Here is a 15,377-nt window from a genome sequence, read left to right as displayed (position 1 = left end):
CGTTACTCGCCCCAGTTCGCCGCGTTCTTCCGGGACGGCTGCACCCGGGGCGGCTCCCCCGGCATCTTCGGGTAGTTCGGCGGGTAGGGCGCGTCACCCAGGCCGCGGTCGCGCTCGTCCCGGTCGGCCCACTCCAGCAGCGGCTCGATGGACCAAGCCGCGTCGTCGATACCGGCGTGCAGGTCCCCCAGCTCGGCGAAGCGGGCGGGCATGGTGGCGATCGAGAAGTCCTGCATCGCCACGGCCGGCAGTTCGTCCCAGGTGACCGGCGCCGAGACCAGACCCAGCGGCGACCCCCGCACCGAGTAGGCGGCGGCGATGGTGCGGTCGCGCGCGTTCTGGTTGTAGTCGAGGAAGACCGCCTCGTCCGGGCGCTCCTCCTTCCACCAGTTCGTCGTCACCTGTCCCGGCACCCGCCGCTCCACCTCGCGGGCGAAGGCCAGCGCGGCGCGACGCACCTCGCGGAAGCCGTAGGTCGGCTCGATCCGGACGTAGACGTGAACGCCCTTCGACCCCGAGGTCTTGGGCCAGCCGACCGCGCCCAGCTCGTCGAGCACCTCGTGGACTATCGCCGCCACCGCCTGGCACTCGGCGAAACCCGCACCGGGGCCGGGGTCGAGGTCAATACGCCACTCGTCGGGCTTCTCGGTGTCGGCCCGGCGCGAGTGCCAGGGGTGGAACTCGACCGTGGACATCTGCACCGCCCAGGCGACGTCCGCCGGTTTGGTCACGCAGAGCTCGTCGGCCGTCCGTCCGGAGGGGAACTTCACCTCGACGGTCTCGACCCACTCCGGCGCGCCCTTGGGCAGCCGCTTCTGGTAGATCTTCTCGCCGTCGGTGCCGGTCGGGTACCGGTGCAGCATGCACGGCCGCTCCCGCAGCGCCCGGACGATGCCGTCGGAGACCGAGAGGTAGTACTCGACCAGATCCAGCTTGGTCTCGCCGCGGGCGCTGAAGTAGACCCGGTCGGGATTGCTGATCCGCACCGCGTGCGGACCGACCTGGATCTCCTCGGCGGGCGTGGACGCCATGGCGCGAACGCTAGCGCTCCCCACCGACACCCCGGCGACGACGCGCGCTCAGACCTCGTCCAGCGCGCGAAGGTAGCGCGAGGTGATCCGGTCCTGCCGTCGCGCCCACCTCGGCGTAGGTCAACTCCACTAGAAGTCGCGGCGGACGAGGAACTCCAGGACCTCACGCAGGTCCCGCGCCCCGGCGGCGTCCGGCAGCGCCGCGGCATCGAGGGAGTCCAGTGCCGCCGCGAGCAGCCGCTCGGCCTCGTCCCGCGCCCAGGAGAGCCCGCCGGCGGCGTCGACCAGCGCAACCGCCCGCGCCACGTCGGCCTCGCTCTGCGGCGGACCGGCGGACAGCAGCTCGGCCAGTTCCCCGGCCGCCGGCGTCCCGGCGCGCAGCGCCGCCACCACGGGCGCCGACCGCTTGCCGGCACGGACGTCGGAGGAGGACGACTTGCCCGTCACCGTGGCGTCCCCGACGACGCCGAGGATGTCGTCAACGAGCTGGAAGGCGAGCCCGGCCAGCCGTCCGGCCTCGGCGAGCCGAGCCACGGCGGCCGTCCCGGCACCGGCGGCCAGCGCCCCGAGCTCCAGCGAACCGGCGATGAGGGCGGCGGTCTTGCCCTCCTCCATCGCCAGCACGTCCGCGATCTCAGCGTCGTCGTCCTGTTCCAGGGCGAGATCGGCCGACTGTCCGTTCACCAGCCGCTGCACGCTGGCCAGCAGCGCCGGCAGCGACCGGACATGCTGCGGATCGTCGGCCACGATCACCTCGATCGCGGTCGTCAGCATCGCGTTGCCGGCCAGGATCGCCTGCCCCTCGCCGAAGGCGACCCAGCCGGTGGGTCGGTGCCGGCGCTCGACGTCGCGGTCCATGATGTCGTCGTGCAGCAGGGAGAAGTTGTGCACCAGCTCGACCGCCACCGCGCCGGGCACCCCTGGCGCCGGGTCGCCGCAGACCGCCCGCGCGGCGAGCAGCGCCAGCGCCGGCCGGACCGATTTGCCCCGCGCCTCGGGTGACGCCTCGCCGTCGGCGTCCCACAGCCCGAGCTGGTAGCCGGCGACGCGACGCATCCGCTCGTCGGTGATGCGGTCCAGGGCGGCGTGCAGTGCCGGGTCCAGCAACTCCCGGACCGCGGCGAGGGCGGCGGGGGTGGCCGGCCGGGGCCGTGCCGTCGACGCGTCGGCAGCCGATTCGGCCATACGCGCCCGTCCCCCTCCGTCGTGCTTGCCGGTGGCGATCGACGCACGATGTGGTCGGCTCACCACGAAAAACCTACCCGGCGCGCCTACCCTGGGCGCATGCGCACCGAGGACACGACCCGCGACGAGGACCCGCCGTGGGACCGCGATCCGGGCGCGCCGTACGTCGACGGTGCGTGGGGACGGACAGCCAATCCGAACACCGCGGACGGGGAGCTGCAGAACATCGCCGCCTTCGGCGCCGGGTTGACGCGGCTCTCCGGACCGAAGCGCGCCGCGGCCAAGACCGTGGTGTGGCTCATCCTCATCGGCATCTCCCTCACGCTCATCGTCGGTGCCGCCGCCATCGTCCGGAACTGGTGACGGCCCGACCCGGGTACCGTCGAAGCCATGAGCCTCTTCTCCCGTAGCGACAAGCAGGAGCTCCCCGACGCTCCCGTCACCAAGTCCGACGAGGAGTGGCGCGCCCAGCTGACGCCCGAGGAGTACCAGGTCCTCCGGCAGGCGGGCACGGAACGTGCCTTCACCGGTGAGTACACCGACAACAAGCGGGTCGGGGTCTACCGCTGCCGCGCCTGCGGCGCCGAGCTCTTCCGCAACGAGCAGAAGTTCGAGTCGCACTGCGGCTGGCCCAGCTTCTTCTCCCCGCTCGCCGGCGACCGGATCATCGAGCGCACCGACCGCAGCTGGGGCATGGCCCGCACCGAGGTGCTCTGCGCGAACTGCCACAGCCACCTCGGCCACGTCTTCTCCGGCGAGGGGTACGACACCCCCACCGATCTTCGGTATTGCATCAACTCCATCTCCATGACGTTCGACGAAGGCGCCTGATCGGGCAGGATTCACCTCGTGCCCGACACGTTCGACCCGACCCAGGCCTTCCCGTCCCCCGGACCCGCAGGGAACGGCTGGGTCATCGGCAACCGCTACCGCGTCGTCGACCGCCTCGGCTCCGGCGGCATGGCCGACGTCTTCCGCGCTCACGACGAGCTGCTGAACCGTGACGTGGCGGTCAAGGTCTTCCGCAGCGTGGCGGCCGGCGCCGACACCGCTGCCGGCGCCGAGCGGCAGCGCGCGGAGCTGCACGCGCTCGCCCGGCTGAATCACCCCAACCTCATCACCCTCTACGACGGCGCGGTGGGCGGTCCGGACGACCCCGAGGCCAAGGCCTACCTCGTCATGGAGCTCGTCGAGGGACCCAACCTGGGCGACCGCATCGACCGGGGACCGCTGCCGTCGGAGGCCGAGACCCGCGTCATCGGCGCGCAGATCGCCGACGCGCTGGCCTACGTCCACGACCAGGGCATGGTCCACCGCGACATCAAGCCGGCCAACATCCTGCTGGGCGCGGGCACCGGGGCCGAGCAGGTGCGGGCGCGCCTGTCGGACTTCGGGATCGTCCGGCTCATCGGCGCCGAGCGGCTGACGCAGGCGGACTCCACCCTCGGGACTGCCTCCTACCTGGCCCCCGAGCAGGCCCGCGGTTCGGCCGTCGGGCCCGCCGCCGACGTCTACGCGCTCGGACTGACGCTCATCGAGGCGCTCACCGGTGTCCGGTCGTTCGACGGTCCCACCCCGATCGAGGCCGTCGTGGCCCGACTGGACCGTGACCCCGACATCCCCGCTCACCTGCCGCAGCCGTGGCCGAACCTGCTCGCGGCGATGACGCATCGCGATCCCGCCGCACGGCCCACCGCCCGGCAGGTGGCAGACGCGCTGCGGGGCGGCGGCACCACCCAGTTCCTCGCCCCCGCGGCCGGTCTGGCCGGCGCGGGTCTGGCGGCGGCCGCCGGGGCCACCGGCGCCACCACCGTCATCCCGCCCACCGGCGCGATGCCGCCGGTCCGGCGCTACGAGCAGGAGGAGTACGCCCCCGTCCCCGAGGAGCGGGAGCGGAAGTCCCGGACCGGTCTGATCGTCGGCCTCGTCCTGGCCGCCGTGCTGATCCTGCTGGGCGGGCTCATCATCGCCGCCACCACCGGCGGGAACGACGACAACAGCCCCGGCACGACCACCACCGAGTCGACCTCGGCCACCCCAACACCGACCCGGACCCGCTCGTCGAGCTCGCAGCCGCAGACCTCGGCCGCGCCGACCAGCGAGGCGCCGCCGACGAAGACCGAGACCCGGACCGAGACGCAGACCGAGCAGGCGCCGACCACGCCGACCAGCCAGCCGAGCACCACGCAGCAGACGACCTCGTCGAGCGCGCCGTCGCCCTCGCTGCCGGTCGTCACCGACTCGGTGCCGGCCGGTGCCGCGGAGGCGCCGGTCTCGGGGTCGGCCGCCAGCGCCTCGCCGTGAGCTACGGCAGCGCGTCGACCAGCTCGGTCACCGGGCGCTTGCGCCCGGTGTAGAAGGGGATCTCCTCCCGGACGTGCCGGCGCGCGCCGGAGCCGCGCAGGTGCCGCATGAGGTCGACGATGCGGTGCAGCTCGTCGGCCTCGAAGGCGAGGATCCACTCGTAGTCGCCGAGGGCGAAGGAGGCCACGGTGTTGGCTCGCACGTCCTTGTAGTCGCGGGCCATCTGGCCGTGCTCGGCCAGCAGCGCCCGCCGCTCGGCGTCGGGGAGCAGGTACCACTCGTAGCTGCGGACGAAGGGGTAGACGCAGACGTAGCCGCGGGCCTCCTCGTCGGCGAGGAAGGCCGGCACGTGGCTCTTGTTGAACTCGGCCGGGCGGTGCAGCGCCATGTTGGACCAGACCGGCTCCAGGTGCGTGCCGAGCCGGGTGCGCCGGAAGCGGGAGTAGGCGTCCTGCAGCTCGTCGGCGGTCGAGGCGTGCCACCACACCAGCACGTCGGCGTCGGCCCGCAGCGCCGAGAGGTCGTAGACGCCGCGGACGACGACGTCCTTGGCGGCGAGCTGCTCGAAGAGCTCGTCGACCTCGCCGGCGAGCGCGGCCCGGTCGCCGTCACCGAGCGGGCGGACGGCCTTGAAGACCGACCAGGCGGTGTAGCGGATGGTGTCGTTCAGCTCCCGGGCGCGGCGCGCCACCGGGTTGCCCTCGGTGGTGTCAGCAGTGTCGTCAGCACTCATGACTCCAGTGTCCTCGCCGCGCCGAGGTCGCCGACCACCCGGTCCACGGCCGCCCGGGCGCTGGCGATGCAGGCCGGGACCCCGACGCCGTCGAAGGCGGCGCCGCAGGCGTCCAGCCCCGGCACCCCGGCCAGGGCTGAACGCACCCGTTCGATCCGCGCGACGTGTCCGGGCAGGTACTGCGGCAGTCCGCCGCCCCAGCGGGTCACCAGCGCGGCCACCGGCTCCGGCGGCCGGGTGTCGGCGAACCGGCCGCCGAGCAGGACGCCCAGGTCGCCGCGGACCACCTGCGTGAGGTCGGCGTCGGAGAGCCGCAGCGCCGCCGGGTCGCCGTGCCGTCCGGCCGAGCCGCGCAGGACGGCGAGACCGGCCGAACGCGCGGCCGTCACCGGCCACTTGCGGCTCGTCATCGTGACCGCCTTGGTCGCTAGCCGCTCCCGGGCGCCGACGAGCACCCCGCTGCCCTCCGGCAGCAGGTCGTCGTCCGGGTCGGCGAAGGCGAAGGAGACGACGGCCATGCTGGCGTACTCGATGCCTGCCAGCTCGGCGGCCGCAGCGGGGGCGAGCGGGCCCAGCAGCCGCGCCGCCTTCGGCGCCGGTGCGGTGACGATGACCGCGTCCGCGCCGAGGCGTTCACTGGCCGGCACCGCGCCGCAGTCCAGCATGAAGCCCGTGCCGCTGCGCTCGATGCGCCGCACCGTCACGCCGGTGCGGACCTCGAAGCGGCCCGAACCGGCGAGCGCGACCGGCAGCCGTCCCAGCCCGTCGCGCAGCGTCGTGAAGACGGCTCCCGCCGGCGGCGCACCCGGCGCCCGTGCCGCCCCCGCCTCGGCGGTGGTGACCCGCGTCCCGGCACCGGTGACGGCGGCCGCGGCGGCCAGCAGCGACCCGCCATCGGCCAGAACGGCCGCGAGCTTGGGGACGGCGGCACGGAGCGAGATCGCATCGGCGGTGCCGGCGTAGACACCACCGAGCAGCGGCTCGACGAGACGGTCCACCACCTCGTCACCGAAGCGCTCGCGGACCAGCGCCCCGACGGCGACGTCCCCGGTGAGCGGCGGCAGCGGCTCACGGTCCGGTTCGGCGGCGACGGCGTCCACCGCGGCCGGACTCAGCGCACCGGACTCGCGCAGGGCAGCGACGTCGGCGGGGATGCCGAGCATGGTGCGACGCGGCAGCGGATGCGCCCGGCCTCCCGCCCGGATGCGCGCCGCCGTGGTCAGCGGCGCGATCTGCTCGTCACCCAGCCCCAACGCGGCGGCGAGGGCCGGCCCCTCCGGACGGGCGGCCAGCATCGCCTCGGCGCCGACGTCGACCGGGACCCCGGCGAGCTCCAGGGCGTGCAGCTTGCCGCCGACCCGCGAGGACGCCTCGAGGACGACCACGTCCAGCCCGGCCTCGGCGGCGAACCAGGCTGCGGCGAGGCCGGCGATGCCGCCCCCGACAACGGCCAGCCGGGTCACGATTCCAGCGAGCGGACGAGCTCGACGATGCGGGTCAGCACGTCCGGGTCGGTGTTCGGCGGGACGCCGTGGCCGAGGTTGAAGATGTGGCCGGCTGCCGCGCGGCCCTCGGTGACGACGCGGCGGACGGCCTGCTCGACGACCGGCCAGTCGGCACCGAGCAGGGCCGGGTCGAGGTTGCCCTGGACCACCGCGCCAGGGCCGATGCGACGCGCCGCGACGTCCAGCGGGACGCGCCAGTCGACGCCCACCACGTCGGCGCCGGCGGTCCGCATCGCACCCAGCAGCTCACCGGTGCCGACCCCGAAGTGGATGCGCGGCACCCGTCCGGCCAGCGGGCTGAGCACATCGCGGCTGTGCGGGAGCACGAACTGCTCGTAGTCGGCCAGCGACAGTGCCCCGGCCCAGGAGTCGAAGAGCTGGACCGCCGCCGCCCCCGCCTCGATCTGCACGGTCAGGAACTCCCGCGCGATCACGGCCAGCCGCGAGCAGAGCTCGTGCCACAGCTGCGGGTCGCCGTGCATCAGCGCCTTCGTGCGGGCATGGTCCTTGGAGGGGCCACCCTCGACGAGATAGCTGGCCAGCGTGAACGGTGCGCCGGCGAAGCCGATGAGCGGCGTCCCCGCCAGCTCGCCGGTCAGTGCCCGGATCGCCTCGGTGACGTAACCGACATCGCCGGCCTCGAGCGGGCGCAGCACGTCCAGGTCGGCGAGGCTGCGGATGGGCTTGTCCACCACCGGACCGACGTTGGGGACGATGTCGATGCCCACCCCGATCGCCACCAGCGGCACCACGATGTCGGAGAAGAAGATGGCGGCGTCGACGTGGTGCCGGCGCACCGGCTGCAGTGTGATCTCGGTGATCGTGGCGGCGTCACGGCAGGCGTCGAGCATCGCCGTGCCCTCGCGCAGCGCCCGGTACTCGGGCAGCGAACGCCCCGCCTGGCGCATGAACCACACCGGCGGCCGGGGGCCGGGCTCCCCGCGCGCGGCACGCACCAGCAACGACTCGGGGGACGGCTGCTCGTTCATCACCCCCATGGTCCCACGGTGCATGCCGGTGCTCCCCCGCTGGTTGGCCCTACCTCAGCGCGGTGGTCCCTGCTGGTTGGCCCCACCTCAGCGCGGGGGTCCCTGCTGGTTGGCCCCACCTCAGCGCGGCGATCGGGTCTTGCGGGCCGCGCCCACGTGGGGCCAACCGGGCGGGGGCGTGGGGCCAACCGGGCGAGGGCGCGGGCCCGATCGGACGGCGGCGAGCCGAACCTCTGCGCGAATCCGTCTCGGCGCGCCTCGCGCCGAAGTCTGCTCGGGCATGTCAGGTTGAGCGCACAGGAGCGTGCTGCGCGCCCCGTCCGGCCCGGAGAAGGGAGCCCGTCGTGACCACGGAACCGATGTATCTCTACTGCCCGGAGTGCCGACGCGACGAGCTCGCCGAGGTCCCGCCCTGCCTGGACGGCCACGACGTCGCCGCCGGCGAGTGTCCCGACCGCGCCTGCGTCGCCTGCGGCACCGCGCTGCTGCTCGACGCCCAACTGGTGAGCCTCGTGACGCCCGAGCCCGCCCGTCCCACCCTGCACTCCCGGCACGCGGCCTGATCATGCTCACTCCGCTCTCGCCGCTGTCCCCCGTCGAGCCCCTCCCCGGCCAGGTGACGATGACCGAGCCCGAAGCCCCCGCCGCAGCCGTCCCCGAGGTCTTCCGCGCCGCGGTCGCGTCGCTGACCGGCACCCGCGTGCGTCCCGAGGTCCGGGTGGAGGCGTTGCGTCCGCCGCAGCGGCTGGCTCCGTACAGCTACGCCCTCAGCGCGGAGATCACCGGAACCGGCTCCTCCGCCGGCCTCGACGTCGCCACCGGCCGGCTGGTGCTGCTGCACGACCCCGCCGGTCACGAGGCGTGGGACGGCGTGCTGCGCCTGGTCGCCTACGCCTCGGCCGAGCTGGACGAGGCGATGGGCATCGACCCGATGCTGCCCAGCGTGGGCTGGAGCTGGCTCACCGGGGCCCTGGACGAGCACCACGCCGCCTATCGGGCCGCCGGCGGCACGGTCACGCAGACGACCTCCACCCGCTTCGGCGACGTCGCCGGTCCGAGCACCTCGGTGACCATGGAGCTGCGCGCCTCCTGGACCGCCGACAGCGCCGACCTCGGACCGCACCTGCTCGGCTTCGTCGACCTGCTCTGCACCGCCGCCGGCCTGCCGCCGGAGGGTGTCACGATCTTGTCGCCGGCCTGAGGTGACCGAGCCCGAGGCAGACTCCGCGCCGGACGACCCGATCGAGGTCCTGCGCGAACCCCGTGACGGCGTCCCGGAACCGCTGGCCGACGAGGCCAAGCTCGCCGAGCTGGTCGAGCGGATGCGCGGCGGCCGCGGTCCGCTCCCCATTGACGCCGAGCGGGCCTCCGGCTACCGGTACAGCCAGCGCGCCTACCTCGTCCAGCTGCGCCGAGCCGGCGTCGGGACCGTCCTCATCGACCCCATCGCGCTGCCCGACCTCTCGGCGCTCAACGACGCCATCGGCCCGTGCGAGTGGATCCTGCACGCCGCCAACCAGGACCTCGCCTGCCTGGCCGAACTGGGGCTGCGGCCGGCCTCGCTCTTTGACACCGAGCTGGCGGGACGGCTCCTCGGCGACGAGCGGGTGGCCCTGGCCACCATGACGGCCAAGCATCTCGGACTGAGCCTGGAGAAGGGCCACTCGGCCGCGGACTGGTCGACCCGTCCGCTGCCCTACGACTGGTTGGTCTACGCCGCCCTGGACGTGGAGCTGCTCGTCCCGCTGCGGGACGCGCTCGCCGAGGCCCTCGACGCCGCCGGCAAGCTGGAGTGGGCGCGGCAGGAGTTCGAGGCCGTGCGGCTCGCTCCGCCGACGCCCCCCCGGCAGGACCCCTGGCGCCGCGTCTCCGGCATCCACAAGCTGCGGTCCCGCTCGCAGCTGGCCGCCGTCCGCGCGCTGTGGACGGCACGCGATCAGTACGCCGCGGAGCGTGACATCGCCCCCGGACGCGTGCTGCCGGACGCCGCCATCATCGAGGGTGCCCGCGCCAACCCGTCGCGACCGGCGGAGCTGGCGGCGCTGCCGGTCTTCGGTGGACCGCGACAGCGCCGCCGGCTGGACCGCTGGTTCGGCGCGCTGGCCGAGGCCCGCGCCCTGCCCGACAGCGAACTCCCGCCGGTCACCGGCGGCGGCGGTGACGGCATCCCCGCGCCGTCACGCTGGCGCGATCGGGACCCCGCCGCCGCCGCGCGCCTGGCCGCCGCCCGCGACGTCGTGAACGCCCTCGGCGAGCAGCATCAGGTGCTCGCGCAGAACCTGCTCGCCTCGGACGTCGTCCGCCGGCTCTGCTGGACCCCGCCCGAGCGGTTGGACGGCGACACCGTCCGCGAACGACTGGCCGAGCTCGGGGCGCGGCCGTGGCAGGTCGAGCTCACCGCCGACCCGCTGGCAGCAGCCCTGGCCGAGGTGCCGCTCGGCGACGACACCTCGTCGTCCTGAGTCCCCGCACAGATCGCTTAATTGGCACACAGGCCCACCTTTTGTCAGAGTCGGGACGTTCCCGGCTCACGAAAGGTCCGTCTCTGATGCTCCAGCTCACCACCCGCTGGTCGCGGGTCACCGCCGTCGCGCTCGCCACCGCTGCCGTCGGCGCCACCGCGCTCACGGCCTCCGGCTCCGCGATCGCCGACCGCAGCGGCCGTCCGGTGCCCGCGCCCCCGGCCGTCCCGACCCGCGCCGACCAGATCCAGAACATCGACCAGGTCAAGACCGCGATCAAGGGCTACTACGGCGACACCCTCGACCCGAACACCGTCAACCCGGTGACCGGCGCGAAGGACCTGCACACCTTCTCCCCCACCGGCAGCTACGCCACCGAGGTCTCCCGCCTCACCGGCAAGGCGCAGCGCTACCTTGCCCACGCCAAGGCCGACCGCGGCAAGCGCAAGGCGATCGTCTTGGACGTCGACGACACCTCGCTCAACACGTACAACTACGAGATCTACGCCAACTTCGTCTACAACCCGACCACGAACGCGGCCTTCGTGAACGCGGCCTCGTTCCCGGCGGTGCCGTCCATGCCGACGCTGGTCGACTTCGCCACGAAGCACGGCTACACCGTCTTCTACCTCACCGGCCGTCCCGAGGCGCAGCGCGACGGCACCACGACGAACCTGACCAAGGTGGGCTACCCGGCCGTCCCGGCGAACCGGATCTACCTCAAGGACCTCACCAAGCCGCTGTACTCGTCGTGCTACCAGCCGACGCAGAACAAGACCTGCACCACGATCCAGTACAAGTCGCTGACCCGGAAGTCCATCGAGGCCAAGGGCTACGACCTGGTCGCCAACTTCGGTGACCAGTACAGCGACCTCATCGGCGGCTACGCGGACAAGACCTTCAAGCTTCCGAACCCGATGTACTACCTGCCCTGACCCAGCCCCGTTCGGTTGTGGCGGCGGAGGCTCGGATGCGAGCTTCTGCCGCCAAAACCGACTGACTAGACGCGGGCGCGGGCGTCGGTGGAGCCGGCGCGGGCGGGATCGTCCTGGACCCGAGGCAGCTCCACCCGGATGGCCAAGCCACCGAAGGGCGGCGCCGCGGCCTGCAGCTTGCCCCGGTGCGCCTCGACGATGAGCCGGACGATCGCCAGCCCCAGGCCGGCGCCGCGGGTCGCCGTCCGCATCCGACCGCCGCGGCGGAACGGCTCGAAGAGCCGGTCGACGTCGCCGCCGGGGATCACGGTGCCGCCGTTGGCGACGTGCAGCCACACCTTCTCCGCACTCTGACCGGTGGTGATGCGCAGCCAGCCGTCCGGGACGTTGTGCCGGATCGCGTTCTCGACCAGGTTGCCGATGAGCCGCTCCAGCAGCCGGGGATCGCCGGCGGTGGTGGCCGCCTCGACCTCGGTCTCGATGCGGATGCCCTTCTCGTCGGCCTCCGGAGCCACGGCGTGCAGCGCCGCCGGGACCAGCCAGGCGAGGTCGACGGTCTCGCTCACCTCGAGCTCGCCGCCGCCGACGGCCTGCAGCCGCGCCAGGCTGAGCAGCGAGGTGACCAGCCGCTGGGCGCGATCGGTGGCGCTGGCGACCACCGAGCCCATGCGACGGAGCTCCTCGCCGTCGGCGTCGGGGTCACCCAGAGTGACCTCGAGCTCGGTCTTGATCACGGACAGTGGTGTCCGCAGCTCGTGGCTGGCGTTGGCGACGAAGAGCCGCTGACTGTCGAAGGCCGCGTCCAGGCGGGCCAGCATCTCGTCGAAGGTGTCGGCCAGCTCGCGCAGCTCGTCGTCCGGACCGCCCAGGTTGATGCGCTGGTCCAGCGTCTCGGTGGAGAGCGCCTTGGCCGTCTGGGTCAGCTTGGCGATCGGCCGCAGCGCCTGCTTGGCGAGCAGGTAGCCGCCGGTGGTGCCGATGACGACGATGATCGCGAAGTAGAGCAGGCCGGAGTGCAGCAGGTACTCCAGCGCCTTGTCCTGGGCGTCCTGCCCGGCGGCCTGGATGGGGATCTGGGTGTAGGCGCCGGTGGCCGGGTCGCGCGTGAAGACGGGCTGGTTGCTGTTGTAGACCGGCAGGTCACTGATCGCGTTGTTGATCAGGATCGCGCAGGTGAAGAGCAGCGAGATGCCGACGAGGAAGATCAGACCGCCGTAGAGCAACGCCATGCGTACGCGCAGCGTGGGGCGGAGGAATCTCACGCCTCCGCTCCACCCGAGCTACCGGGGACCACCCGTCCCCGGTGCGCCGCGCCGGACCCGCTCACTGGTGCGATCCGGCTCCTTCGACCTCGGCCAGGACGTTGGGGTCGATGCGGTAGCCGGAGCCGACCACGGTGTCGATCACACCCGGCTCGCCGAGCTTGCGCCGCAGCGTCATCATCGTGACGCGGACGGTGGTGGTGAACGGGTCGGCGTTCTCGTCCCAGACCCGGTCCAGCAGCTCCTCGCTGCTGACGACGGCGCCGTCGGCCATCATCAGCGTCTCCAGGACGCCGAACTCCTTGCGGGTCAGGTCGATGAGCTCGCCCTTACGGGTGACGGTGCGCTTGGCCGAGTCCAGCTCGATGTCGCCGGCGGAGAGGACGGGCGGCGCCGCGGGCGTGGTGCGCCGGCCGAGTGCCCGGACCCGCGCCACCAGCTCGGCAAAGGCGAACGGCTTGGCGAGGTAGTCGTCGGCGCCGAGCGCCAGGCCGGAGACCTTGTCCTCGACGGTGCCGCTGGCCGTCAGCATCATGACGCGGGTGAGGACACCCTCGTCCGACAGCTTGCGGCAGATCTCGTCACCCGTCATGCCGGGGAGGTCACGGTCCAGGACGACCACGTCGTAGCGGGTCAACGCCGCCTTGCGGTAGCCCTCGTCACCGTCCGTGGCGACGTCCACCGCCATGCCCTCGCGTCGCAGGCCGCGCGCGACGGCCTCGGCGAGCTGAACTTCGTCTTCAACGACGAGGATTCTCATCCTCGACCTCCTGTGTGTATCCCCCGTGTGCGGCGGTCCCGCCCGATCGGGCGGGATCCGCGTCGATCTCGCCGATGGCCAACGCCGCCCATTCGACGACACGTCGCCCGATGTCCTGCACCGTCAGCCCGACGGACGCTTTCACGTCCGCCACACTGCCGTGTTCGAGGAACCGTACCGGTACGCCGACCTCTCGGGTAGGAACGTCGTTGCCCGTGTTGCGCAGCACCTGGGACAGCCGCGACCCCGCACCGCCGGTCTCGACACCGTCCTCGATGCTCACGACCAGACCGGCGCGGCCGGCGAGGGCCAGCAGGCCGGGGTCCACCGGCTGCAGCCATCGCGGCGCGACGACGCGGACGGTGTAACCGGCCCGCTCGACGGCACGAGCTGCGGTGACGACGTCCTCGGCGACCGCACCGTAGGCCACCAGCAGGACGTCGACGTGCTCGTCGGGCGCCGGCTCGGCCAGGACGTCGGTGTCACCCTCACGCCGCAGCGCGGGCAGCTCGGCACCGAGCGGCGTCTTGGGAAAGCGCAGCACGGTAGGCCCGTCGACGGCGACCGCCTCGCGCAGCAGCTCGCGCAGCGTCGGCTCGTCCCGCGGCGCGGCGATCCGCAGCCCCGGCACCATGCCGAGCAGGGCGAGGTCCCACATGCCGTTATGGCTGGCGCCGTCCTGACCGGTGATGCCGGCCCGGTCGAGGACCACGGTGACGGGGAGCCGGTGCAGCGCGACGTCCATGAGCAGCTGGTCGAAGGCCCGGTTGAGGAAGGTCGCGTAGACGGCGACCACCGGATGGAGTCCACCCGAGGCGAGGCCCGCCGCGGAGGTGATCGCGTGCTGCTCGGCGATGCCGACGTCGTAGGTGCGCTCCGGGAAGCGCCGCAGGAAGGCGCCGAGGCCGGTGGGCTCGCACATCGCGGCGGTGATGGCGACGATGTCGTCACGTCGCTCGCCGAGGGCGACGAGCTCCTCGCCGAAGACGCTGGTCCACGAGCGGCCGGTGACCTTGCGCGCCAGACCGGTGCCGGGGTCGAAACCGCCGGACTGGTGCATCTGATCGGCCTCGTCGTTCTCGGCCGGACCGTATCCGTACCCCTTGCGGGTGGCGGCATGGACGATGACCGGGCCGTCGAAGCCTCGCGCGTGGCGGAACGCTTCCTCGAGGGCGGCGATGTCGTGGCCGTCGATGGGGCCGACGTACTTCAGGCCGAGGTCCTCGAACATGCCCTGCGGCTGCAGCAGGTCCTTGATGCCGCGCTTCACGCCGTGCAGCGCGTCGAAGAGCGGCTGCCCGACGACGGGCGTCCGCTCCAGGGTCTCGCGGACCTGCTTCAGCGTCCGCTCGTAGTTCGGCGACAGGCGCAGGCCGTCGAGGTGGCGGGCCAGGCCACCGGTGGTGGGCGAGTAGGAGCGGCCGTTGTCGTTGACGACCACGACGACGGGACGGTCACTGGCGGCGATGTTGTTCAGCGCCTCCCAGCACATCCCGCCGGTGAGGGCCCCGTCGCCGACGACGGCCACGACCGGGCGGCGTTCGCCACGGACGGCGTGGGCCTTGGCCAACCCGTCGGCGTAGGAGAGCGCCGTCGAGGCGTGCGAGTTCTCGATCCAGTCGTGCGGACTCTCGGCTCGGCTCGGGTAGCCCGAGAGGCCACCGCCCTGCCGCAGCGTCGGCATCTGCCGGGCGCGGCCGGTGAGGATCTTGTGGACGTAAGCCTGGTGGCCGACGTCCCACAGGATGGGCTCGGTCGGCGAGTCGAAGCTGCGGTGCAGTGCGATCGTCAGCTCGACGGCGCCCAGGTTCGGTCCGAGATGGCCACCGGTGCGGGCGACGGTGGCGACGAGCAGATCTCGGATCTCGGCGGCCAGGGCCGCGAGATCGTCGGTGCCCAGCCGCCGCAGGTCGGCCGGACCGGAGATGCCGTCCAGAACCCGAGTCACGCCCCGATCCTACGTACTGTGATCACGTCCGGCAGCCAGACGCCCGAGGCTCGCCCCTGCCGCGACACGGCGGGCCCCACGCTCTCGCCCGGCTCCCTCGGGGACTGCTCTTCTCGTCCCCGTGTTCTGCACCCGTATTCGGGTGCAGAACATGTCCCCGTGTTCTGCTCCCACATTCGGGTGCAGTACACGTCCCCGTGTTCTGCACCGACATTCGGGTGCAGTACACGTCCCCGTGTTTTGCACGCGTATTCGGGTGCAGT

General features: G+C 72.9%; 15 protein-coding genes. 7 read left to right on the top strand and 8 right to left on the bottom strand.

Features of this window, described 5'->3' with window-relative positions:
* Positions 1-2: 2 nt before the first annotated feature.
* The gene (gene ligD, locus AC0NZQ_RS16595) at positions 3-1,031 is read right to left on the bottom strand and encodes a non-homologous end-joining DNA ligase (protein WP_474531078.1); all 1,029 of its coding nucleotides are present in this window, start codon (positions 1,029-1,031) and stop codon (positions 3-5) included.
* Between the two features lie 129 nt (positions 1,032-1,160).
* The gene (locus tag AC0NZQ_RS16590; RefSeq protein WP_474531077.1) at positions 1,161-2,279 is read right to left on the bottom strand and encodes a polyprenyl synthetase family protein; all 1,119 of its coding nucleotides are present in this window, start codon (positions 2,277-2,279) and stop codon (positions 1,161-1,163) included.
* Positions 2,280-2,315: 36 nt separating this feature from the next.
* Between AC0NZQ_RS16590 and AC0NZQ_RS16585 the strand changes: the two genes are divergently transcribed.
* From AC0NZQ_RS16585 to AC0NZQ_RS16575, 3 genes are read left to right on the top strand one after another with little or no spacing between them, the layout of a single operon-like run.
* Positions 2,316-2,579, top strand: a complete 264-nt coding sequence (locus AC0NZQ_RS16585) for a hypothetical protein (protein ID WP_474531076.1) — start codon at positions 2,316-2,318, stop codon at positions 2,577-2,579.
* Positions 2,580-2,606: 27 nt separating this feature from the next.
* Entirely contained in the window at positions 2,607-3,047 is a 441-nt protein-coding gene (msrB, locus tag AC0NZQ_RS16580) for a peptide-methionine (R)-S-oxide reductase MsrB (RefSeq protein ID WP_474531075.1), read from the top strand.
* A gap of 18 nt (positions 3,048-3,065) precedes the next feature.
* Positions 3,066-4,520 carry a serine/threonine-protein kinase gene (locus tag AC0NZQ_RS16575; RefSeq protein ID WP_474531074.1) on the top strand — a complete coding sequence of 485 codons (1,455 nt, stop codon included), beginning with the start codon at positions 3,066-3,068 and terminating at the stop codon, positions 4,518-4,520.
* Position 4,521: 1 nt separating this feature from the next.
* Here the strand turns inward: AC0NZQ_RS16575 and hemQ are convergent, their stop codons facing one another.
* Genes hemQ through hemE form a run of 3 tightly spaced genes read right to left on the bottom strand, consistent with a single transcriptional unit; the run spans position 4,522 to position 7,771 of the window.
* The gene (gene hemQ / locus AC0NZQ_RS16570) at positions 4,522-5,253 is read right to left on the bottom strand and encodes a hydrogen peroxide-dependent heme synthase (RefSeq protein ID WP_474531073.1); all 732 of its coding nucleotides are present in this window, start codon (positions 5,251-5,253) and stop codon (positions 4,522-4,524) included.
* Complete coding sequence (gene hemG / locus AC0NZQ_RS16565) at positions 5,250-6,716, bottom strand: protoporphyrinogen oxidase (RefSeq protein ID WP_474531072.1); 1,467 nt, start codon at positions 6,714-6,716, stop codon at positions 5,250-5,252. Before hemG ends, hemQ begins: the two co-directional genes overlap by 4 nt.
* Complete coding sequence (gene hemE / locus AC0NZQ_RS16560) at positions 6,713-7,771, bottom strand: uroporphyrinogen decarboxylase (RefSeq protein WP_474531071.1); 1,059 nt, start codon at positions 7,769-7,771, stop codon at positions 6,713-6,715. The genes hemG and hemE overlap by 4 nt, the downstream gene beginning before the upstream one ends.
* Before the next feature lie 320 nt (positions 7,772-8,091).
* Here hemE and AC0NZQ_RS16555 point away from each other — a divergent pair, with 320 nt between their 5' ends.
* The 4 genes from AC0NZQ_RS16555 (at position 8,092) to AC0NZQ_RS16540 (ending at position 11,144) form a co-directional block, all read left to right on the top strand.
* Positions 8,092-8,310, top strand: a complete 219-nt coding sequence (locus AC0NZQ_RS16555; protein ID WP_474531070.1) for a hypothetical protein — start codon at positions 8,092-8,094, stop codon at positions 8,308-8,310.
* A gap of 59 nt (positions 8,311-8,369) precedes the next feature.
* Positions 8,370-8,948 (top strand): DUF3000 domain-containing protein, encoded by a 579-nt coding sequence (locus AC0NZQ_RS16550; protein ID WP_474531431.1) that lies wholly within the window; start codon positions 8,370-8,372, stop codon positions 8,946-8,948.
* A 1-nt stretch (position 8,949) separates the two neighbouring features.
* A complete protein-coding gene (locus AC0NZQ_RS16545) occupies positions 8,950-10,209 on the top strand; it encodes an HRDC domain-containing protein (protein ID WP_474531069.1) in 1,260 nt (419 codons plus the stop codon).
* 86 nt (positions 10,210-10,295) lie between these two features.
* On the top strand, positions 10,296-11,144 hold the full coding sequence (locus AC0NZQ_RS16540; protein ID WP_474531068.1) for an HAD family acid phosphatase: 849 nt from the start codon (positions 10,296-10,298) through the stop codon (positions 11,142-11,144).
* A 65-nt stretch (positions 11,145-11,209) separates the two neighbouring features.
* Here AC0NZQ_RS16540 and AC0NZQ_RS16535 read toward each other — a convergent pair whose 3' ends face one another.
* From AC0NZQ_RS16535 to dxs, 3 genes are all read right to left on the bottom strand, one after another.
* On the bottom strand, positions 11,210-12,406 hold the full coding sequence (locus AC0NZQ_RS16535) for a sensor histidine kinase (protein ID WP_474531067.1): 1,197 nt from the start codon (positions 12,404-12,406) through the stop codon (positions 11,210-11,212).
* Between the two features lie 61 nt (positions 12,407-12,467).
* Positions 12,468-13,166, bottom strand: a complete 699-nt coding sequence (locus tag AC0NZQ_RS16530; protein WP_474531065.1) for a response regulator transcription factor — start codon at positions 13,164-13,166, stop codon at positions 12,468-12,470.
* On the bottom strand, positions 13,147-15,114 hold the full coding sequence (gene dxs, locus AC0NZQ_RS16525; protein ID WP_474531062.1) for a 1-deoxy-D-xylulose-5-phosphate synthase: 1,968 nt from the start codon (positions 15,112-15,114) through the stop codon (positions 13,147-13,149). The genes AC0NZQ_RS16530 and dxs overlap by 20 nt, the downstream gene beginning before the upstream one ends.
* Positions 15,115-15,377 lie beyond the last annotated feature (263 nt).

This window comes from Jatrophihabitans sp. sgz311053 (assembly GCF_056135305.1).
The sequence above is the reverse complement of the archived record's forward strand: the minus strand, read 5'-3'. Positions and strand labels throughout refer to the sequence as shown.